General features: G+C 64.1%; 18 protein-coding genes and 2 pseudogenes. 15 read left to right on the forward strand and 5 right to left on the reverse strand.

Annotation, left to right across the window (positions count from 1 at the left end):
- Positions 1-200 precede the first annotated feature (200 nt).
- The 3 genes from ACWDU4_RS12380 (at position 201) to ACWDU4_RS12390 (ending at position 1,721) form a co-directional block, all read left to right on the forward strand.
- The gene (locus ACWDU4_RS12380) at positions 201-332 is read left to right on the forward strand and encodes a hypothetical protein (RefSeq protein WP_450114201.1); all 132 of its coding nucleotides are present in this window, start codon (positions 201-203) and stop codon (positions 330-332) included.
- 462 nt (positions 333-794) lie between these two features.
- Positions 795-1,073 (forward strand): GNAT family N-acetyltransferase, encoded by a 279-nt coding sequence (locus ACWDU4_RS12385; RefSeq protein WP_450114202.1) that lies wholly within the window; start codon positions 795-797, stop codon positions 1,071-1,073.
- 78 nt (positions 1,074-1,151) lie between these two features.
- Positions 1,152-1,721: a DUF4334 domain-containing protein gene (locus ACWDU4_RS12390; protein WP_450114203.1), complete on the forward strand. Its 570-nt coding sequence runs from the start codon at positions 1,152-1,154 to the stop codon at positions 1,719-1,721.
- Between the two features lie 89 nt (positions 1,722-1,810).
- Here the strand turns inward: ACWDU4_RS12390 and ACWDU4_RS12395 are convergent, their stop codons facing one another.
- Both ACWDU4_RS12395 and pnuC read right to left on the reverse strand, forming a co-directional pair.
- Positions 1,811-2,884 carry an AAA family ATPase gene (locus tag ACWDU4_RS12395; RefSeq protein WP_450114204.1) on the reverse strand — a complete coding sequence of 358 codons (1,074 nt, stop codon included), beginning with the start codon at positions 2,882-2,884 and terminating at the stop codon, positions 1,811-1,813.
- Complete coding sequence (gene pnuC / locus ACWDU4_RS12400; RefSeq protein ID WP_450114205.1) at positions 2,884-3,513, reverse strand: nicotinamide riboside transporter PnuC; 630 nt, start codon at positions 3,511-3,513, stop codon at positions 2,884-2,886. Before pnuC ends, ACWDU4_RS12395 begins: the two co-directional genes overlap by 1 nt.
- A 181-nt stretch (positions 3,514-3,694) precedes the next feature.
- On the opposite strand from pnuC, the gene ACWDU4_RS12405 reads away from it, so the two are divergent.
- The 6 genes from ACWDU4_RS12405 (at position 3,695) to ACWDU4_RS12430 (ending at position 8,494) form a co-directional block, all read left to right on the forward strand.
- Positions 3,695-4,390 carry an SIMPL domain-containing protein gene (locus ACWDU4_RS12405; RefSeq protein ID WP_450114206.1) on the forward strand — a complete coding sequence of 232 codons (696 nt, stop codon included), beginning with the start codon at positions 3,695-3,697 and terminating at the stop codon, positions 4,388-4,390.
- A gap of 61 nt (positions 4,391-4,451) precedes the next feature.
- Positions 4,452-5,222, forward strand: coding sequence for an 8-oxoguanine DNA glycosylase OGG fold protein (locus tag ACWDU4_RS12410; RefSeq protein WP_450114207.1), 771 nt, complete (start codon positions 4,452-4,454; stop codon positions 5,220-5,222).
- A gap of 34 nt (positions 5,223-5,256) precedes the next feature.
- Positions 5,257-5,559: a hypothetical protein gene (locus ACWDU4_RS12415; protein WP_450114208.1), complete on the forward strand. Its 303-nt coding sequence runs from the start codon at positions 5,257-5,259 to the stop codon at positions 5,557-5,559.
- A gap of 52 nt (positions 5,560-5,611) precedes the next feature.
- Entirely contained in the window at positions 5,612-5,992 is a 381-nt protein-coding gene (locus ACWDU4_RS12420) for a hypothetical protein (protein ID WP_450114209.1), read from the forward strand.
- A gap of 301 nt (positions 5,993-6,293) precedes the next feature.
- Complete coding sequence (locus ACWDU4_RS12425) at positions 6,294-6,482, forward strand: hypothetical protein (RefSeq protein WP_450114210.1); 189 nt, start codon at positions 6,294-6,296, stop codon at positions 6,480-6,482.
- A gap of 131 nt (positions 6,483-6,613) precedes the next feature.
- Positions 6,614-8,494, forward strand: a complete 1,881-nt coding sequence (locus ACWDU4_RS12430; protein WP_450114211.1) for a DNA/RNA helicase domain-containing protein — start codon at positions 6,614-6,616, stop codon at positions 8,492-8,494.
- A gap of 166 nt (positions 8,495-8,660) precedes the next feature.
- Here the strand turns inward: ACWDU4_RS12430 and ACWDU4_RS12435 are convergent, their stop codons facing one another.
- Positions 8,661-9,818, reverse strand: coding sequence for a DNA cytosine methyltransferase (locus ACWDU4_RS12435; protein WP_450114212.1), 1,158 nt, complete (start codon positions 9,816-9,818; stop codon positions 8,661-8,663).
- Between the two features lie 249 nt (positions 9,819-10,067).
- On the opposite strand from ACWDU4_RS12435, the gene ACWDU4_RS12440 reads away from it, so the two are divergent.
- From ACWDU4_RS12440 to ACWDU4_RS12460, 5 genes are all read left to right on the forward strand, one after another.
- On the forward strand, positions 10,068-12,668 hold the full coding sequence (locus ACWDU4_RS12440; RefSeq protein ID WP_450114213.1) for a Z1 domain-containing protein: 2,601 nt from the start codon (positions 10,068-10,070) through the stop codon (positions 12,666-12,668).
- Entirely contained in the window at positions 12,665-13,657 is a 993-nt protein-coding gene (locus ACWDU4_RS12445; RefSeq protein WP_450114214.1) for a PD-(D/E)XK motif protein, read from the forward strand. Before ACWDU4_RS12440 ends, ACWDU4_RS12445 begins: the two co-directional genes overlap by 4 nt.
- Positions 13,654-15,528: a hypothetical protein gene (locus tag ACWDU4_RS12450; protein ID WP_450114215.1), complete on the forward strand. Its 1,875-nt coding sequence runs from the start codon at positions 13,654-13,656 to the stop codon at positions 15,526-15,528. Before ACWDU4_RS12445 ends, ACWDU4_RS12450 begins: the two co-directional genes overlap by 4 nt.
- Positions 15,529-15,812: 284 nt before the next feature.
- On the forward strand, positions 15,813-16,418 hold the full coding sequence (locus tag ACWDU4_RS12455) for a hypothetical protein (RefSeq protein ID WP_450114216.1): 606 nt from the start codon (positions 15,813-15,815) through the stop codon (positions 16,416-16,418).
- A gap of 89 nt (positions 16,419-16,507) precedes the next feature.
- Positions 16,508-17,209 carry a DUF6339 family protein gene (locus tag ACWDU4_RS12460; RefSeq protein ID WP_450114217.1) on the forward strand — a complete coding sequence of 234 codons (702 nt, stop codon included), beginning with the start codon at positions 16,508-16,510 and terminating at the stop codon, positions 17,207-17,209.
- A 199-nt stretch (positions 17,210-17,408) separates the two neighbouring features.
- Here the strand turns inward: ACWDU4_RS12460 and ACWDU4_RS12465 are convergent.
- Positions 17,409-17,666, reverse strand: a pseudogene (locus ACWDU4_RS12465) (integrase core domain-containing protein); the annotation flags it as partial.
- Between the two features lie 699 nt (positions 17,667-18,365).
- Here ACWDU4_RS12465 and ACWDU4_RS12470 point away from each other — a divergent pair.
- Positions 18,366-18,586 (forward strand): annotated as a pseudogene (locus ACWDU4_RS12470) (ISL3 family transposase); the annotation flags it as partial.
- Between the two features lie 122 nt (positions 18,587-18,708).
- Here ACWDU4_RS12470 and ACWDU4_RS12475 read toward each other — a convergent pair.
- Positions 18,709-20,292: a sigma-70 family RNA polymerase sigma factor gene (locus ACWDU4_RS12475; RefSeq protein WP_450114218.1), complete on the reverse strand. Its 1,584-nt coding sequence runs from the start codon at positions 20,290-20,292 to the stop codon at positions 18,709-18,711.
- Positions 20,293-20,377: the final 85 nt, after the last annotated feature.

Consider the following 20,377-nt stretch of genomic DNA (forward strand, 5'->3'; position numbering starts at 1 on the left):
CAGAGCGAGACCCTGTCGGCGCTCGAGCACCTGCTCGGCGTGCTGTCCGGCGTCTTCGGCAGCTGATCACCGAGCCGCTCCATCGATTGAGCGGCTCGCCGCGGCTCTGACGTCGCGGCACCCGGCCCGAACGACCCCACGTCGGGCCACATACTCGCAGGGCTCGCCGTCGCGCCCTGCCACTTCACGGAGGTATTTCCATGGGTTCCCTCGAGACTCTCGTCATGATCCCCGTCGGCAGCGCCGACCTGGTCGGCGCCGGCGTCGTCAAGTCGATCACCAACACCGTCAACAGCCTGGTGCTGATCGTCGGCGAGCTCGGCCTGAGCTGATCTGATCACCCCGAAGGCCCGTGCGCACCCTGTGCCGCACGGGCTTTCGTCGTATTCGCTTCACCCGGCCGCGCGAGCCCACCCGACCGTGCCGACCCCTCGACGACACCCCCAGGTGGGACAGCTCCCGGTGCGGGGTGTCGCTGACATGCACTCGCCACAAGCCTGAGCCGCATCTCCCTGTTCCCGGGCGCCCTGCAGGTCAACGGCTTCGCCGATGTCGACGACGGCGACCAGGTCCCCGCTGCGGTCGCCGTGCACCGACCGCGGGTCGTGCTGATGGACCTGGAGATGCGCCGAGCGCATCTCGTCGCTGTTCACCACGATCGGGGCACGGAAACGTGGAGGCCGCGCGGGGCTGGTCACCCGACCGGAATAGCGGCGCCTGCCGGGCGGTTGGACCGGGCAGTGCTTCGCATCGGTAACGTGCGGGGCAATCACGCAGACGAAGGGACACAGGCCGTGGCGCACACCATCGAGCACAAGCCGGAGCAGAACCGTTTCGAGATCCTCGTCGACGGCACCGTCGCCGGGCACGCCGACTACACGGTGATCGGCAACGTCCGCGACTTCGACCACACCGTCACCGATCCCGCGTTCCGCGGTCAGGGCCTGGCCGGCAAGCTCGTCGCCGCCGCGCTGGACGCCACCCGCGCCGACGGTGCGCAGATCGCCACCTCGTGCTCGTACGTGGAGAAGTTCGTCGCGCAGAACCCCGAGTACCAGGACCTGGTCGCCTAGTTTCCACCGCTCGATCCCTTCCGCCGAGCCCCACCGCTGTGGAGAATGGCCGTTAACTACGGCCAGGAGGACAACAGCATGTCGGTAGCGGAACGGATCATCGCCGAGCAGCGCGCAACAGTCGACGAGGCACGTACCGTCTTCGACGACGCCGCCCCCGCCACCCCGGATTTCATGATCGGGACGTGGCGGGGCGCGGAGCTGCGGACCGGCAACAAGATGGACGGCATGCTGGACGCCAGCGGCTGGTGGGGTAAGCAGTTCGTCGACGCCGAGACGGTGCACCCACTGCTGTTCCCGTCCGCGGGCGGTGCGTCGCTGTGGGCGCTGGATCCGCGGCGAGTTCCGTTCAACCTGCTGATGAGCAGCGCGGTCCCGTCGTTCGAGGGCCGGGATCTGTCCCGTCTCGTCACCACTGCGCGTCCGCTGGTTGCGACGCGGAAGCCGAAGGCGCGACTGCGCAACACCGCCTTCCGCGGCGTCGACACCGCCACCATGATCTACGACGCACACCCGATCAACGACGTGTTCCGCCGGATCGACGACGACACCGTCATCGGGTGGATGGACCTGCGCGGTTCGGATCGCCCCTACTTCTTCTCCCTGCGCCGCGACGAGTCGCTGCCCGTCACCGCCGGGACGCGCTGACCGCTCGCCTACTTCTGACCGAATGTGGGATCCGGTAATTCCGACTGACCGAATCCCACATTCGGTGAGCCCGTGTGGGATCCGGTCGGTCACATCGGGTCGGCGAACCTGAAGCTCAGCCGCAGCGCCTGGTCGACCACCCGCACCGCCAGCGCCACCCGCTTCTCCAGCGTGCCGGTGAGCAGCACCCACGACCGCCCGGATCCGGTGAGGGCGTCCTCGAACCAGCCGGTCATGTCGGCGCGCAGGTGTTCCCCGTCGCGAATCCCGTCCTGCACGAACGGGACTCCCACGTGGTCGGTCAGCAGATACAGCGCCCGGCGGTCCGGTTCGACGGCATGTCCGTGCGCGGCGCCGAGGTAGCGACGCTCCCACACCGTCGTCGCGAACGCGTCGGTGTCGCAGATCAGCACCGGTGAACCCGCCCGTGCAGCCCGCTCCTCCAGTTGCATCTGCCTGGCGGCAATGGCGGCGAAGTCGGCTCCGGTCCAGACGATGTCGTCCATCTCGGCGTCGGATCGACGACGACGGAGGGCGTCGAGCCTGTCGACAGTCGCCTGCCTGCCATACTCGGGCACCCACCGCGTTCGCTCCCACACGCCGCCGCGGTCGCGGTAGTGGTGGGCGACGGCGCGGCTGACGGTGGTGGTGCCGGTGGATTCGGCGCCGAGGAAGACGATCCGCGTGGTCAACCCGGCGCGGGTGGCGGCTGCGAGGTCGTCCCAGTGACCGGCGAGTTCGGCGCGGCACGCGGTCCCGGAGACGGGGTGCGCGACGCGCCCGGGGTCGACACACACATGGGTCGCACCCATTCGAGCGGCGAGTTCGTCACCGTACTTCTCACTGGAGACCACGGCGTCGACCGGTTCGGCGGTGACGGCGCGGACCGCCGCCCGCATGCAGGCGACCTGCGCCGCCCACACGGTCTCCGACTCGAGGTCCATCGGCGCGTCGCAGGTGACGCCGGTGACCGCGACACCGGTGTCGGCGCGGTGGGTCTCCCGCATCCAGGACACCCTGTCCGCCAACGGGATCGACTCGGCCGCCGACGCCATCACGAGGACGGTGACCCGGTCCGCGACCGCGGCAGCGGAGCGCACCAGGTGGTGATGTCCGACGTGCGGTGGGTAGAACTTGCCGATCACCAGGGCATGCCGGTACATCAGATCACCTCCACGAGAGCCGGTTCTGCAATGAGGCGCGAGCGGCGCCATGCGATCAGGCCGCGCACGCAGAGCAGCAGGAAGCCGGCGTACAGCATCGCGGTCAGCGTCAGGCCCTTGTGCAGGTAGAGCGGAACGTAGATCAGGTCGGCGGCGATCCACAGCAGCCACGACTCCCAGCGCTTGGTCGCCTGCCCCCAGGTGGCGAGCAGTGACAGCACAGTGGTGACGGCGTCCCAGAACGGGACGGTCGAGGAGGTCGCGGTGTCCAGCAGGACGGTCAGCGCGGCGGTTCCGGCGACGCCCGCGGCCACGAGGCACGCCCATTCGTGCGCGTTGGTTCCGGTGACCGGCAGCGTCGCGCCGTCCGTTCCGCGCACCCAGTTCGACCATCCCCACACGGCGAGAGCGATGTACACGATCTGCAGGCCGGAGTCCGCGTAGAGGCCGGCGGTGGCGAACAGCAGGATCCACACCAGGTTGTTGGCGATGCCGACGGGCCAGTTCCACGCCGACTGCCGGGCCACCAGCCAGACGCACACCGCGCCGGTGACGAAACCGAGGACCTCAGCCCACGTGGTCGGTGCACCGAACGCGGTGAATGCCGTCGAGTTCAAGAAGGTGATCATTGCGGTCCCTTTCCGTTGCGAGCCTGATTAGATCATTTCTGCGCTAATCGACGCAATCGGCGAGGCTCACGCTGGCGGGGATGCTTCCCCGGCTGCGGACTCACTCCCCCGCGCCACCGGACCCGCGCGACGCGCGCCCGAGCGACACCGGAACGTCCGGCCTGCCTGGCACACTTTGCTGATGACCTCTCACTCCGTGACCATCACCGTCACCGGCCATGCCGAACGCGAGTTCGTCCCGAACCGCTGCACGGTGATGCTGCGGGTGCACGCGGACGGCGCCACCCGAGAGGCGGCGGCCGAGCCCGCCCAGACGGCGATCACCGCGGTCACCGACCTGATCACCGCGCTGCGCGAGCACGAGAACAGCCCCGTCAAGCGGTGGACGCTGGACCAGGTGCAGCACAACCGGCACCGGCCCTACAACCCGGAAGGCAAGAAGCGGCCCTGGCTGTACCAGTCGTCGGCGGCGATCACGGTCACGTTCACCGACTTCCGCGCCGTCGGCGCGTTCGTCAATCGGGTCACGGAGGTGGAGGCCGTGAGCGTCGAGCACCTGCGCTGGTGGATGAGCCGCAAGGCGGAGGCGAAGCGCGTCGCGAAGGTCCGGCACCTCGCCGTGCTCGACGCGCTCGCGAAGGCGCAGGGGTACACGGAGAGCCTGGGTTTCAGCATGTTTCAGGCCGTCGCGATCGCCGACCCCGGCATGCTGGGACCGCCGACCACTCCGACCCCGGTTGGCGGCGGAATGCTGCGGTCGGCGATGCCGATGAAGGCGATGGCAGCCTCCCTCGACGGTGCCGGCCCCGAACTGGTCCTCGAACCCGACCGCGTCACGATCAGCGCCGATGTGGAGGCACGGTTCGAGGCGTCGTAACCGTCGGGATTCTCGCCGCGCCTCCCCGATCCTGGCGACACGCGCTGCCATCATGAGCGGCATGCATTCGTTCGACGAGGGGTTTGAGCCGCCCGAGGACTGCGTGCTGTGGTGCAAGTCCCGGACTTACGACATCCACATCCTCGATGACGGCGCGCTCGTCGACCTGGACTGGTGGAACCGGCACCTCGAGGACGACGAGCAGGAGATCCGACTCAAGGGGCGCGACCTCGACGGCCGGATCGTCGAAGGCGGCAAGGCAACGGTGCTGCGCAACGACCTGCGCCTCGGGAGCGAGCTCGTCGACGCCGACCACAAGGGTCTTGGCCTGCTCTACCTGTGCGCGGCGTGGCGGAGTGGCCACCCGAAGCGTCGTGCGGCGAAACGGTTCCCGGACGTGTCGAACCGGTTCACCGCGCCGAACGTGCATCGGCACGCCGCGGTCAAGGCCACCATCGACCAACTCGTGCACGACAGGCGACTCCCCAACTATGACTACACGTCGGGCACCGGATGGCCCGAGCTACCGAACGTCGGGGTCCCGCTGACGACGGTGTTCCTCTGGGCCGTCGGCGTCAAGGTCTCCGGCATGCGCGCGCAGATTCTCGACCAGTACGGCGTCTCGACCCTCCTCCACCAGGGCTGGCTCGAGGATCCGGCGGTCAGCAGCTTCACTCGCCGGCGGTACGACCGCTACCTCGAGCTGATCCAGCACTGGGCGCGGACGGCCGAGACGTTTCCCGAGATCGTCGAGCGCTGGCTGGTGGAGCGCTGGAACGCTCGCGTGGAGGAAGCGCGCAGCGGGGCGCTGGCGGAGCCGACGCTATTCTGACGCAGGGGAATTGCGGTGAACTCAAGGGGGAAGCATGAGTGAAACGGTCATGTTCGGTTCGGAGCACGAGAGATGCCGTGAACTGAGCGACTGGCTGCAATCCATCACCAGCGACCTGTCCGACGATCTCGGTGCGGTTGAACTCGAAGCACGTGCAGCGACCTGCAGCCGGGACGGCGCTGCCTCCAACACTCTCCTGGCCGTTGTGGACACGCTCGAGGCCAGCGGGCACCACCTGATCGAGGCCTTGAGATCGGTCACTGCGGCCCTCCGCCAGGCTGCCTGGGATTTCGCGGCCCACGACAGCTTCGCGGCGATGTCCTTGTTCGGATCTTGACCTGTTTCCCAACGTGTTCCGACAGATCCAGATCGTCCTGATAGGGGCTGGCATGACAGGCCATTATGCAGATCTTCCCGAGTTGGTCGAGGTGTATCTCGAAGACAGCTACGTCCTGTCGATCGAGGAAACAACGCGCCAGTTCTCGTTCACGCTCGACGCAGTGCTGAGGCCCGAACACCCGCGCTTTCGCCCGCCAGCGCCGGGCGAACAGTACTGCTACACGCGAGCCCGCATGATCTTTGACGACGCAGCCGAGGTTGTGTGGCTGTCGCGCTCACCGAACCGGTTCACCGACGCCACCGGTGAACCGGACCTCGGCAATATCGACAGCCTCACAGTCGAAGGCGAGGACCGCTACCGAGCAGAAGGTGACTGGGGCCAAGTCCAGATCCGGTGCCCACACCCGCCACGGCTTGTGATCACCGGATGAGTCATCGACGCCGCACTTCATCGTCGCAGCGTCGGTGTTACGGCCTCGTGCTCGACCAACGGATCACCCATTCCCTGTCGCCATTCTGATATTGCTTCGGAACGGCTGCCTCTTCCTCGGTCTGACCGACGAGGCCACATCTACTGGAAACGGCGCCAGGTGTTCGTGGAGAACACCGACCTCCAGGGACGGGCAAAGTGGATGTCGCTCCCCGACGGCGCGTCGTTCGAGATCACCCATGGCGTGCTTGAGGTCCTGCTGGGCACCCAGCCGGCGGGGGATGACCCTCACCCGCCGAGCCGTGGCGACACTCAACGAAGTGTGGCTGCAACGCGCCGACCATGTCACCGCGGGCGCATTCGTCATCGCACGCGACGGGCGGGACGACTGGCGCTGGTGGACGTGGGCAGGCGCGAAGGCCAACCACACCCCCGCCCCGTGGGCACCGGATCAGCTCTTCGACGTCCTAGAACTGCTTGCTGCAAGGTGACCGCGACCGTGCGCTGTCGGCAGTGTCCGATATTCTGCTACTCGCGGCCCGACGGACTTCCGCTGTGATTCACAGCCACGGACATGCCCCCACCCGCACGACTGGATTCGTGCTGCCCGGGGGACCCCACTGTGACCTTGCTTCGTACGTCGGCGAAACGCGTCGCCGGCATCGCTCACCCTGACTCACTGGTCGAGCAACTACTGGAGCAGATGCTGTTCACCACTGGACGACGAGCGAGCGAGGCCGAGCAGAAGTCATGGGGCCGCAGCCTCCCCGTCTTCGCTCGAGATCTCGTCGATGCTGGTCTCGGCGACGTCGAGATGCTCATCGAATATCACCTGCCATTGACGTCGCAGCGCGCCGACGTGGTGCTCGCCGGGGTCCACCCCAACACCGGCGCACCGTCGTACGTGGTCGTCGAGCTCAAGCAGTGGTCGTCGGCCTACCGTTTCGAGGGCAGCCCCGAGCTCGTCGAGGTTCCCGGCATGCCCGGCGGACCGAAGCTGCACCCCGTCGCCCAGGTGAAGGGCTACTGCGACTACCTCGCCGACTTCGCGAGAGCGATCGAGAATCAGCCGGATGCGCTGGCAGGCATGGCATACCTCCACAACGCCACGGATCCATCCATGGTGTCCGACCTTCGTAGCTTCCCGACTGGTGTCACCGGTCGCCTGTTCACAGGCGCCGACCGCGCGGACATGTTCGCGTTCCTCCAGTCGCGCCTGTCCCACGACTCCGCCGGCCACTCCGCCGGGGACACCTTGATGCGGTCCGCGGTTGCGCCGTCGCAGCAGCTGCTGAAGGTTGCCGCGGCCGAGGTCCGGGACCGTCCCCAGTTCCACCTGCTCGGGAACCAGCAGCTGGCTGTCGACCTCGTCCTCCATTCGGTCGAGCAAGCACGTTCTGCCGACAGCAAGCGGATCGTGGTCGTCACCGGCGGCCCCGGCAGCGGCAAGAGCGTTATCGCCCTGTCCCTCGTCGGCGAGCTCGCCCGCAGGGGCCGAACCGTGCTGCACGCCACTGGCTCCCGCTCCTTCACCCAGACGCTCCGCAAAGTCGCCGGCTACCGAGCGCCACGGGTGCAGAAGATGTTCAAGTATTTCAACCAGTTCATGGCGGCGGAACGGAACGGTCTCGACGTGCTGGTGCTGGACGAAGCACACCGCATCCGCGAGACCTCGGTCGACCGGTACACCAAGGCCGAGCTCCGCACCGATCGGCCGCAGATCGACGAGTTGATCGCCGCCGCCCGCGTGCCGGTGTTCCTGCTCGACGAACACCAGATCGTGCGGCCAGGCGAGATGGGCTCGCTCGAGCAGATTCAACAGCACGCCCGGTCACTCGGACTCGACGTCCAGCACGTGCATCTCGGCGAACAGTTCCGGTGCGGCGGCAGCGAAGAGTACGTGCTGTGGGTCAAGCGGCTGCTGGGCCTCGTCGAAGGCGACCCGTACAAGTGGAAGGACGATCCGCAGTTCGCGGTCCGTGTCGCCGATACCCCGCAGGAGCTCGAGCACCTGCTGACCCAGCAGATCGAACGCGGCTACGGGGCACGCATCACCGCCGGCTACTGCTGGCCGTGGAGCGATGCTCGGAAGGACGGTACCCTCGTCCCCGACGTCGCGATCGGCGACTGGGCACGTCCGTGGAACAGCAAGAGCGACAGGCGTATCGGCGATGTGCCCCCGGCGCCGCTCTGGGCCACCGAGGACGGCGGGTTCGATCAGGTCGGCTGCGTCTACACGGCGCAGGGCTTCGAGTACGACTGGAACGGCGTCATCCTCGGACCTGACCTGGTGTGGCGCGGCGGACGCTTCACCACCGTTCGCGCGGCCAACCGAGATCCCGACTTCAAGAACTCGAAGAAGATCAGCGACGTCCGCTTCGACAAGCTGGTCCGCAACGTCTACAAGGTCCTGCTGACCCGCGGCATGGTCGGCACCGTCATCTACTCGACGGACGAGCAGACAAGGGATGCGCTCCGCGCATTGATTGACCAATCCCCCTGATCGATCGGCGAAGCAGAACAGGACGACGTCCGAGCAGACGGCTCACGCTCCACTGCTCTACATGTTCTCCACCCCGAGGCCATGCTGGCCAGGAGCAAAGGCTGTGGATTCGGCGACGGGCACACCTCCGGACTGAATCATCAGCCACGTGTCATAGCTGACACGATCATGAATCAAGCTCGTGTGCGAGGACCTCTCCAATTGCACGTCCGAGTGGAATGGGTACAGCATTGCCGATTTGTCTAGCGATTGCAGTCTTGGAGCCGACCCACTGATGATCCTCCGGAAAGCCTTGGATTCGCGCCGCTTCATAGTGCGTGATCGCCCGATTCTCCGACGGATGGAGATAGCGCCCCTTTTCCGGCTTGAAGAACTCGGTGCGAATCGTGACCGAAGGTCGATCCCAATTCAGTCGGCCCATGACGTCTGCGGAGCCGGTTTTGTGGTTGCGCCAGCAGTTCGCCAGTAGCGCATCCGGGATGTCGAAACGGTTTCCCCCAGACGGGATGTAGCCAAACCTCTTCAACGAAATCTCCTCGTACCGTCGAGTGAGGTGAAGCTGGGATGACTTGAAGGCTCCGGGTAGTTGCTTCCCATTGAACTCGACGAAGGATTCAGGAAGCTCGGTATCACGGACGGTCGGCACCACGCCGTCGAGGGCCTCTCGCACGGTCACGGGGGTGTCGACATGCGTTCGTTTGGGCGTCCCGGGCTTGGCGAGGTCACGATGCCATCCGATAACGATGGTTCGCTTGCGTACTTGGGCGGCGCCGAAATGCGCAGAGTTCAAGACGTCGACGTCGAAGGTGTAATCCTGCAATTTTCCGCCGGCCTCCGTGCTACGACTGAAGAGGCCCATCTCGGGAGACTTCATGAACTGGGGGACGTTCTCCATGATGAAGTACTTAGGCTTCGCACGACGGACCGCTTCGGCATAGTGCGACCACAACTTGTTTCGTGCATCTGCGGCGTCTTGCCGCCCCAGGGATGAAAACCCCTGGCAGGGCGGTCCGCCGACCACCACGTCGACTTCAGGTACGTCTTCCTCGATTAGCCAGTCCTCGATCTTGCCGGCATAGACGTGCGTGCGGAAGTTGGTGGCGTATGTCGCAGCTGCAGCTATATCCATCTCAACTGCGGTGACTGGCTCAAAGCGCGTGCTGGCAGCGTGCAGACCTGCGGAAAGACCCCCAGCTCCGGCAAAGAGGTCAAGAGTCCGGAAGGCTGGCGCGCACGACATGGGACAGACCCTAGCGTGAGACGGCGACAAGAACCGAGGCGCACATCGGGCCGCCACGAATCGGTGTCTGCTTGCGGGAACCATCAGCTACCACCAGCACTGGATACGGGCAGCACGAATGCCAGCAGACGATACGCCCCTCTGCGTATATCCCAACCTCATCGGAAGCGTTCGATAAAGTTCTTCCCTGAAGCGAAGCCGGCCGCCAAGATCAGGCTTTGAGCTGCGACAAACCTCTGTCTGTTGCTCGAAGACGACCATCGCGACCGACGTGGTGCACCTCACCGTAACCGCGGTGGAGGTATGTGACGAGAACGTGCAATGGGGGAGCAAGTGACAACCGAGGAGATCTCCGAAGATCAGGTCGATCACCTCTACAAGGTGTTCCTCAAGTTCGCAGAATCCATGACTCCGCACGACGCCGTGAAGAACCTGAGGCTGTTCGGCGCAGACGAGGCCGTCATCAAGATTGTCCGCGCGAAGCACGACGCGGAGAGTCTCCGGATCCGTGAACTCGACGAACCGCCGTCAGTGTTCCTCAATGGTCGCCCCACCTGGTACACGGGCCCGGACATGGAGAACGACAAGAACTGGCCGGCGCTCGTAGCAACCATGAGGAAGAAGTCCTTCGGCGACGAGAACATCCTGTCGGTAGACGAGTCGTCGACGAAGGTCGTCGCACTGCTCGACCACCCGAAGCAGGATGAGTTCCGGACTCGAGGTCTCGTGGTCGGCTTCGTACAGTCCGGAAAGACCACCAATTTCACCGCAGTCATGGCGAAGGCCGCAGACCGGGGCTACAAGCTGTTCATCGTGCTGTCCGGCATCCATAACGCGCTGCGTCGGCAGACGCAGATTCGACTCGTCAAGGATCTCGTTGACGCGAATCCAGGTCAATGGCACCAGGTCACCAGTGAGACCCACGACTTCGTTCCGCCACCGAACCCGAAGGCATTCTTCGCGGTGAAAGACCAGTGCCTGCTGCTGGTCGTCAAGAAGAACGCGACGGTGCTCCGCAAGCTCAGCAAATGGCTGGGGTCAGCCGGGGAGTATCTCGAGAAGTGTCCCACGCTGATCATCGACGACGAGGCCGACCAATCGACTGTTGCGACCGCCAAGATCAATCCGCTGCTGTTTGACGTTCTGAACAAGTTTCCACGAGTCGGGTATGTCGGGTACACCGCCACCCCATTTGCAAATCTCCTCATCGACCCTTCGGTGGACGAGGACTTCTACCCCCGCGACTTCATCGTCAACCTTCCCCCACCTGTGGGTTATCACGGAACCGAAGTCCTCTTCGGGCGGGATCTCCTCGACGGTGAGGATCCGGAGGATCTGCCCGGCGGATTCGACATGATCCGGGAAGTTCCGGAAGACGAGGTGCACGACCTCAAGCCCAAAAACAAGAAAGAAGCCGCCTATTTCGAGCCTGCGATCACCCACTCCCTCCGTGCTGCCGTCGAGTGGTTCTGGCTGGCCACCGCCGCACGCCGGGTTCGGGGCGGCGGAAACCCGCATTCCACCATGCTCGTACACACGACAACCGAGACGCGCGTGCACGAGGCGTTCATGGAGCCATTGGAGTCTCTGCGCACCAGGACGCTGCAGCGCCTGGATTCCAGCGACGCCGCGTTCCTGCATCGCCTTCGGTCCACCTGGGACGAGGAGACCTCTCGGGTCCGCGCAGGTGATTTCGGTGAGGAGAAGGTACCTTTCGACGATATTCTCGGGCAGTTGCGCGAGGTGGTGCGCGATACCCGAGTCATCATCGACAACTACCGCAGCAAGGATCGGCTGAATTACGAGGCCGGTCCGGTTACTGCGATCGCTGTGGGTGGCAGCACCCTCTCTCGCGGCCTCACACTCGAGGGCCTCGTCTCCAGCCTGTTCGTCCGTGCAGTGTCTGCCTACGACACGCTCTTGCAGATGGGACGCTGGTTCGGCTACCGAAATCACTACGCGGACCTTCCTCGCATCTGGATGACCGAGGAACTCGCGGGGTGGTTCAAACACCTCGCGACGGTCGAAGCAGACATGCGCCAGGACATCAACCGCTATATGACGTCGAACGAGACTCCGATGACCTTCGCAGTCCGTCTTCGGTCACACCCGAAGATGAGCATTACCTCCAAGGCGAAGATGACAAGCGCCGTTCTCGCGCATGCCGCGTACGGCGGGCAGCTCGTGGAGTCACGGTTCTTCGATGTCTCCGGCAGCGGCCGCGAATGGCTGGCTGCGAACGCATCGGCCGCCCGAGCACTCGTTGCTGCTGCGGCCGCGGACGGGGTACGGCACGAGGAGGTCCGGAAGCAGACGGCACTCTTCACCGATGTGCCGTACAGCAGCATCATCGATTTCTTGAAGACCTATGAGTTCCACAAGGATTCGTCTGACGGCGATCGCGCCCGCCTCATCGACTACATCACGAAACGTGTGCGTACCGGCGCACTGGGACTGTGGAGCGTCGCCGTGATCGGGAACAGCAGGGACACCACCGCTGCCTGCCAGTTGGGCAGCGCGGTCACCGTCCGCATGGTGAAACGAGCCAAACTCGGGCAGAAGGGCCAGGATCCGAGCGATGTCGCCGACATCAAGACCCTGAGCAGCCGTCGGGACGAAACCATCGACCTCGATCTGAGCGGTTCGGTACCGAAAACGCACGGTGAGATCCTCAAGACGCGGCAGGAACAACGACCCGATCAAGGACTTCTGTTGATCTATCCGATCGAACCGCTATCCGATACCGGCACCAGCGGTCGACTGCCGCTGGCTGCACCGACCGACGACGTGGTCATCGGTGTCACGATATTGTTCCCCGAACCCCGGTCAGACGATCAGGACTCCGACGTCGAGTACTGGAGCGCAGACCTGTCCAATATCGCCGTCGAGGTTGAGGACGACTCTGTTCTCGAGCAGGACGACGAAGCGGCATGACGGTCGACGGGGTTCAACTCGAGGACCTGTGGTCCGCGGTCACCAAACAGCCTGCGACGAAGCTGTTCCGGACTACGGAGGTAGGTGTCACCTGTTCGCGCGGCCCGCTTCTCGCCGCAGTCGACCGCTCTGGCAGTCACGCACTCCTCGTCCCGATCATGGCAAAGCAATCGCTGCAGGAGGATCTCGACGGCCGCGCGGTCGTCGTCCGGCGTCGCACGCTGGAGGACGAGGACACATACCGCGCGTACGCGTGCCTCGAGCTGGTCGAGTCAGATCAGAGCGATCTGTTCACCGCACTCTGCGTCGAGGTGATCGAGCGGGTAGCTGCTCATCCGGACAGGGCCGTCGCGGCTCTGAAGAAGGTGCTCGCCGATTGGAAATCCCTTCTGGCCGGGGCGTACGAGGCGCTGTCTCCGTCAGCATTGGCCGGACTGTTCGGTGAACTGTACGTACTGCGCGAGATGCTGGCGTACGACTCCGGCGCGGTGATGTTCTGGACCGGGCCACAGCGCGCGGCACAGGATTTCCACCGCGGAGTCGATGCTATCGAGGTCAAGACCACCTCAGCGGCCGAAGGTCGCCTCGTGCGAATCAACGGTGCAGCCCAACTCGACCTCGCGACGCCGGGTCGACTGATCATGAGGTGGTTCCGGCTGGCGACGGGCCAGGGGATTCCGGTCCCCGCTCTCGTCGACGAGATCAACGATCTCACGGACGACCCGGCCGAGTTCCGCAAGCTGCTACTCGAGTACGGCTACCGCGAGTCCGAGCGTGAGTTCTACGCACGGCGAGCTTTCGAAGTGGTCGAACATCGCGCCTACGAGGTCGGGCCTCAGTTCCCGCGTGTCGTCGCAGGAAGTTTCGTGGGAGATGCGGTGCCGACAGGCATCGAGGACATCACCTACGTTGTCGATCTGGACAGCGCACCCGCGGCGGCTTCCCGCCTCGACGACCATGCACTCGCGACCTTCATGAGGCAGCCATGACGACACCAAGATGGTGGTCGCAGCCATTCCCGCCGACCGGCGCCATCGCCTCCGAGGGCATTCGCAATCAGCTCGGCAGACCTCCGGTCGATCCCCTGACCGTCTTCGTCCGAGAAACCGCCCAGAACTCTTGGGATGCACGCCTTCCCGCAGTACCGACGACATACCGGCTCGAGCTGACCACTGTGTCGCCGACTCACCGGCCGGCTTGGGAGCGCCTGCTGACCCCACCTCCACAAACGCAGCCCTTTCTCGGCGTAGGCAAGGTCGTCCGGACTCCTAATCTGAGGCTGCTATCCGTCGTCGATCGGGGTACGAAAGGGCTCGGCGGGCCAACGCGCGCGGACGAGCTCGCGGAGGGCCGGCGCGACTGGATCTCGTTTGTCCTCAATGTCGGCGAAAAGCGCGACACTTTCCAAGGAGGCGGCACCTACGGCTACGGCAAGGCGGTCTTGTACCGATTGTCCCGCGTCGGAACCATTCTGGTCTACACGCGCACCGAAGTGCCCGGCGTCGGCCTGACGTCCCGACTGATCGGCATCGCGTTGGGTGACTCGTACGACAGCAAAGTGCGCACAGATGCGGATGCCAGACCGTACACCGGACGTCATTGGTGGGGCGACGTACAGGGTGAACATGTAGAACCGCTCATCGGCGCAGAGGCGGACAGCGTCGCGCGGACATTGGGGCTTCGGCCTTTTGCGGAACAGGAATCAGGTACGACTTTGACCGTGCTCGATCCCGATCTCGACGACTTCGAGGACATCGCTTCCGCGGCAAGACACCTCGCCAACACGATCGCATGGCACGTGTGGCCGATCATGCTGCCTGAGCGGGGTAATCAGCGGCTCATTCCCGAGGTTTCTGCAGGTGGCGAAACCTTTGAAGTTCCAGATCCTGCCAAGGTCTATCCACTCCGGATGTTCGTTTCCGCGCATCGACGGCTGCAGTCGGAACGGGCGATGACACTCGAATGCAAGAATCCACGGAAGCCATTAGGACGTTTCGCTCTCGAAAAGACAGTGGTCGTCCCGATGTCCGCTGACTCAATTCCGCTCGCATCAAGCTACGCCGGAGTGGATGGCGATCCACACCACGTGTGCTTGATGCGCTCGCCTGAACTCGTCGTGCAGTACTACGAAGGACCAAAGCCGGGGTCTGTCAACAAGGCATATGCGGGTGTCTTTCGTGCTGATGACGAACTGGACGACACGTTCGCCGCCGCTGAGCCACCCACACATGACCAGTGGGTTCACGAGCAATTATCCGGGCATTCTCGAACATTCGTGAAAGTCACCTTCACCCGGATCCGAGAACAGCTTTCGGCATTCCGCACTCCTGTCACGACTGCGACTGCATCCACCAGTGGAGTCGCGCTCGGCGCTGCAAGCAACTTCCTCGGAGGTTTGGTCGCAGCTGCCTTCACAGAACCTGAACTACCTCATCCCGCCAACAAAACTCCTGGCTGCGGCAATTCCAGCGGTGCACGAGAAACAACCAGCTCGGGTCGACCGGGCCGACGCTCGTCTACACCAAGCGATCGAGTTCGTGTCACCACCGTGGACGACCCCCGCGTGGAGGAACGAAATGGCGAGGTCGTCATAGTTCAGCGGTTCTCAGTTGCCGGCCCTGGCCCCGTTCACCTCTCCGCGCGCCTGACGGTAGCAACGTGGGAAGGCACTGAGGACGAAGCTCCCGCCGGCGCAGCCCAACCCTCGGTTCACTGCTGGTTGACGCCCACAGGCGAACACAACGAGGAAACTTGCATCGTGGACAGTCCGTCCGAGTTCGAAATTGTCGTGAATCCGGTACCTGACACGGTCACCGACGTAACCGTCGTCGGCACGACCGTAAAGGAGGACGCAGCATGAGTCGGGCGTATCCGTACCTCCGGCCCCCTACTGACATCGTCATACCCGGCCCGTGGTCACGCGTAGCAGTGGACGGCACGGAGGAACTGCCACGGGAGCTGCCAGATTGGGACTACGACTCCCGCCTGTCGATTTGTAGGCCTGTGATCATTGACGGGTTGCGAGCAAGGCGACTCAGTGGCCTCCCCGAAGATGCAGAGGTCGATCTGACTGTCCGCTGGGCTTCGACGAGTTCAGCGTTGAGAGGAAGGGCGTGGCGCGCCGAGGTGCCCGCTCGTGACGGGGTGGAACTGAACGTCGAGTTCGAACTCGACGGAGACGAGCTCGGCGGTGTTCTCGAACTCGCGACTGTGTTGACGCTGAGACGACCAACGGTGGGTGGATCCGTAGCGGCGGCCCGCCGCCCAGGAAGCGTGCTGTGGCAGGACAGGTTTTCAGTTCTCTTGCAGGGCGATGCCGTGTTGTTCCCCCTGGCGATCGCCGACTTCCACGACCTCCCCTATCCGACCAAGGCCAGCTGGTACCTCGAGATCGGTGAGGACTTGGAGGCGGCCGCGCTGGGCTCTGTCCTGCTGCTCGCCAATGAACGCCGAGAGGTTGTGGTCAACTCATTGGCTGCCGCGGGATCTCCCTCGGACTCCGACCTGCGGGTCCTCTCCACGCTCCGAACCGATGTGCAACGAGCACTGATCGAACGGGCGCTGACGCATGAAGACTTCGACGAAGACGTCGACTACCCAGCGGGATCGCTGGGTGCACTCCTGGCTGCCGTGCTCCGAATGACCTTCCCAGCCTTCAGTGTGGAGGCGCTTCGGCGAGAACGGCTTTCCGAGCCCGCGCTTTTCACGAGCCGAATGCAGGATGCGACAGATATGTTGGCGGCCCCATGACCAGCGTTCTGTACCCCCGACTCCTTGATCGAGCAGCTCACGAACTGCACCACCAGTACACTCGGTCAACCCCGGCACAGCTTCAAGACATGGCTGCCTTCCGTCACAGGTCTGCGGTGTTCGCCGCGACAGGCGGACGCCGTGTCACTGAGGACGAGCTTCAGGACCTGCGAGAACGCATCGTCAAGGCCGCGGAAAACGCAGGGTTCCCGGACGAAGGCCGGCGTGCGGAGCGCGCCTCGTTCGACCTGGAGGTAGCCCAGCTTCTTCACGAGCGATCTGGACTGGTGGCGGCCGAGGCTTCTGTGCGCTCGATCTGGGCATTTCTTGCGCTGGTATTGCTACCCGACGTCTCATACTGGCGCTACCCAAATCCACCCACCGACCGAATTCTGGGAACCGACATCACCCGCCATGTCTGGGGTCGACTGTGGTGGCGTGCCCACCTACTCTCAGTACCGCAGTCGGCAGAGCCGTACCGCCTTCTCGACGCATTCGGCGAGGCAGCGTTCGATCAGATCTTTGCCCGACGCAGGTCGATCGGCGGAAGTCGCGCACTCGTGCGGGCGCTCGCCGATGCGTGGCCGGACATCGACCGAGGTGGGGTGAACGACCGCCAGCTGCTTCGCGATGTGCTCAAGCGAATCCTACGTTCCAGCGCGATCATCGAATTCGAAGCGCTTGATGAGGATGAACTGCGGCGTCAGATCACCGAGGCCGCTGTCGAATCAGCAACTATCCTGTCTGCAGATGCTCCTCCGACGAGACGCCAGCGCGGCGATGATGAGTGACCCTCCGGTTGCCCGTGCACTCGCCACGGCCGGATGATCAGCACCTCGCACTGCTTTCGCTCCTAGCCACGTCAGGGCACACGCAACAGACCCGCGGTCACACCGGCCATGCCGCAACACTAAGGATCCGCAGCCGGGTGGCAGGTCCCCGATAGTCGGTCCACCCGGATTCAGAGCCAGGTTGTGATTGATACCGATCTCAGTTCATCTCGCAGGCCACGGGATGGTGCTGGTGGCTGCATCGCGCAGCGTACTCGACCGGAGTCAGGTAGCCCAGGCCCGAATGACGGTGCCGGGTGTTGTGCTCATGCTTGAAGTCGCCGATGACGACCCGAGCCTCGAGCATGTTCGTCCAATGGTTGCGGTTCAGGCACTCTCGTCGCAGTCGGTTGTTGAACGACTCGATGTAGCCGTTGTTCCACGGCGTACCCGGAGGGATGTACGACAACCCGACCCTCCCGGCGCAGAACGATTGCAGTTCGGCGGCGATCTCATCGTTGGTCTTGCCTGCGGCTGCGAGCTCGTCCGCGCGGCGCAGTTTGCGCACGACGTCCTCCGCGGAGTGCTTTTTCCGGCCAGCCATGTTTTTCATCGTCCCTTCCGGCCCGGTTTCGGGCCACAGGACTCTAGATCAGGGTGGACCTATCCACTGGGGACACGCCAGGACGAGCCGTCCCCTTCTGGAGATCGCGCCCGAAGAGATCGCCAACGCGATGCAAATGGTTGCGCAGGACAGAATTCGCCGCGACGAGTTGTTCCGCGGAACCGCCGCACAATTCGGTGTCGCACGAATCTCGGCGCAGGCTTCCGACCGACTACATGCCTGTCTCGACCTACTTCTCGAGTCGGGCAGGGTGAGGTCGGATGGCCTCATTTACTCGTCAGTTCACATTGACGACGACCCCTCGACCAGTCCAAGGTCCGCATCGCTTCCAGATTGCGATAGTGCAGGGCGATAGAGGTCGGGTAGCGCTGCAGTCGTCACCGCCACGCAGTTCACTCACCCGCGTGGGTCAGCGCCCGTCCACGGGATATCGCGATGACCCGGACCAACCGAGCCTGATGTGGCGCAAGCGGGAAGTGGTTTTGCACCAACACCTTCTGCGACTCTCCCCAACCGGGAGTCGATGACGCCGGTTTTGTGGCGATGGGTGAGAAGTTCTGTGCCGCATGCTCGGTGCCCGAGATCGCCGCGTGCACGAACACGACGCCACGTGGCGGGACCCATGATCTCGCCGGCGAGACCGGCCTGTCGAACGCCTTCGGCGAGGGCCATAACCGGATCGTCAAGTGCGTCGACAGGATCGCGTTCGGTTCCGCAACCCGGAGAATCAGCAGCGGCGGCTACGGTGGGCCTGCTGCACCCGCCAGTCTCGGTGGGACTTATCCAGTGACAGGCCGCTCCCCCTGCCAACTCGGAAGAGCCCCCTTTGTCGATCCAGCTACCAGTTGGCGCCGCCTATACGAGGCTGCTCATTCGGGATTGGGAACAATAACAGTTACGACGCAATCCTGTAGATGTATCCGCGTCGCGATTCGTAGCCTGTTTCGATCTCGCCCTTCCGAGCGAGCCTTCGGATGCTGGCCTTGACCTCGGCCGTTTCCACCCCAGCGGCACGGGCAATTCTGGAGAGGTCGCCCGACGCGAGTACACGTTGACTGGCCCAGTCAAGGATCATCCGTTCGACGACGGCGATTTCGCCTTCTTTCGAACTGGTTGCGATCCGGGGCCGAGGTGACATCTCCGGGAGGGTCGGCGAATCAGGTGCCGCGGTTGACGACTTCTTCGACGTCTTCGGACGTGCCTTTCGTCCCCGCAGCTTCGCAAGTTCCTCCTCGTCGAGTGGTACGTAGTCGAAGCAGGACATTCGTTCGAGGGACTCTCGCAGTACTTTGATCACCTTCGACTCGATCTGCCGGATCCGTTCCCGGGTGACGCCGTGATCGCGGCCGATCTCGTCGAGTGTCCGCGGGACTCCGTCTGCGAACCCGAAGCGGAGGTGAACAATTTCTCGCTCACGCTGATCACAGTATTTCAGTGATTCGAGGATATCGTCGTAGGAGATGTTCCGATCGATGATGTCCCAGCTCCATCCCCGGTTGCCGGAGCCTTCCCACGGCGTCGAGCAGTGCCTGTCGCTGAGGGTGGCGGCGAGGTCGAAGTCCTCCCCGAGCGGCGTGCTGAGGGAGATGGGTTGTCGGTCGAGCTTTCGTGCTTCGTCGATCGCCGCGGTGGTGAGGCCGGTGAGGTTGGCGAGTTCGCTCAGGGTGGGTGGTCTGCCAAACTCTGATTCGAAGGCGGCCGCTGCTCGGTGGATCTTGGTCAGCTTTTCGTAGAAGTGGACCGGTGTGCGAATGAGCTGTCCGTAATCTGCGATTGCCCGGGTGATGTGTTGCGTGATCCACGTCGTGGCGTAGGTCGAGAATTTCAACCCCTTCTGGTAGTCGAATTTCTTGACCGCGTGAATGAGTCCGAGGTTTCCCTCCTGAATGAGATCCTCGAAGGGAAGGCCTCGATTCTGGTAACGCCGCGCAATCGACACAACCAGGCGGAGGTTCGCGGTGATCATCGTCTCGTTGGAGCGGTTGCCTTCGAGTTCGATGAGACGGAGGTATTCCGCATCGAGCGATGACGGGTTTGCTTGGAGGTGGTGTTGCGCGATGAGGCCGAGTTCGATTGCTCGTCCGAGCTGCACTTCCTCCTCCGGGTGGAGGAGGCGGAATCGGCGCATGTCGGCGAAATAGTGGGTGAGGGTATCCCCTCTGTGACCGTCGGCGGAGTACTTCGGCCGGGCGGCGATGTAGGCGTCGAAATCGAAATCGTCGTCAGCCTCGGACGGGTCGGTGCGCGACGCCGAAGTGACGGGTGGCGTTACGACGGGTGGCGTCACGACGGGTGGCGTTACGACGGGCGCCGGTGGTGGCTGCTGATTGAGGAGCTTCTCCACCTCGGACCGCGGCACGCGTTCGGCGCCGAAGAGGTCCGCGAGCGTGTCCGCGAAGCCGGCGTGGTTGGCAACGGTCGGCAGGTGCGCCCCGAGTAGCGCTGTGAGTCGTGACGAGGTGGGTGGTGCCACGGTCATGTGCATCTCGTTTCGGTGTGCCAGCATCAGCGTTTCGACGCCTGATGATGACAGCCGGCACTGACACCCCGGGCACGGTGTTATG

The organism is Rhodococcus sp. NPDC003348 (genome assembly GCF_053589375.1).

What these genes read in the sequence shown, in the direction of transcription:
- ACWDU4_RS12420 (WP_450114209.1), top strand. Translation starts at nt 5,612, where the DNA reads ATGACAGGCCATTATGCAGATCTTCCCGAGTTGGTCGAGGTGTATCTC.
- ACWDU4_RS12410 (WP_450114207.1), top strand. Translation starts at nt 4,452, where the DNA reads ATGCATTCGTTCGACGAGGGGTTTGAGCCGCCCGAGGACTGCGTGCTG.
- ACWDU4_RS12445 (WP_450114214.1), top strand. Translation starts at nt 12,665, where the DNA reads ATGACGGTCGACGGGGTTCAACTCGAGGACCTGTGGTCCGCGGTCACC.
- pnuC (WP_450114205.1), bottom strand. Translation starts at nt 3,513, where the DNA reads ATGATCACCTTCTTGAACTCGACGGCATTCACCGCGTTCGGTGCACCG.
- ACWDU4_RS12380 (WP_450114201.1), top strand. Translation starts at nt 201, where the DNA reads ATGGGTTCCCTCGAGACTCTCGTCATGATCCCCGTCGGCAGCGCCGAC.
- ACWDU4_RS12395 (WP_450114204.1), bottom strand. Translation starts at nt 2,884, where the DNA reads ATGTACCGGCATGCCCTGGTGATCGGCAAGTTCTACCCACCGCACGTC.
- ACWDU4_RS12475 (WP_450114218.1), bottom strand. Translation starts at nt 20,292, where the DNA reads ATGACCGTGGCACCACCCACCTCGTCACGACTCACAGCGCTACTCGGG.
- ACWDU4_RS12415 (WP_450114208.1), top strand. Translation starts at nt 5,257, where the DNA reads ATGAGTGAAACGGTCATGTTCGGTTCGGAGCACGAGAGATGCCGTGAA.
- ACWDU4_RS12435 (WP_450114212.1), bottom strand. Translation starts at nt 9,818, where the DNA reads ATGGTTCCCGCAAGCAGACACCGATTCGTGGCGGCCCGATGTGCGCCT.
- ACWDU4_RS12405 (WP_450114206.1), top strand. Translation starts at nt 3,695, where the DNA reads ATGACCTCTCACTCCGTGACCATCACCGTCACCGGCCATGCCGAACGC.
- ACWDU4_RS12450 (WP_450114215.1), top strand. Translation starts at nt 13,654, where the DNA reads ATGACGACACCAAGATGGTGGTCGCAGCCATTCCCGCCGACCGGCGCC.
- ACWDU4_RS12460 (WP_450114217.1), top strand. Translation starts at nt 16,508, where the DNA reads ATGGCTGCCTTCCGTCACAGGTCTGCGGTGTTCGCCGCGACAGGCGGA.
- ACWDU4_RS12390 (WP_450114203.1), top strand. Translation starts at nt 1,152, where the DNA reads ATGTCGGTAGCGGAACGGATCATCGCCGAGCAGCGCGCAACAGTCGAC.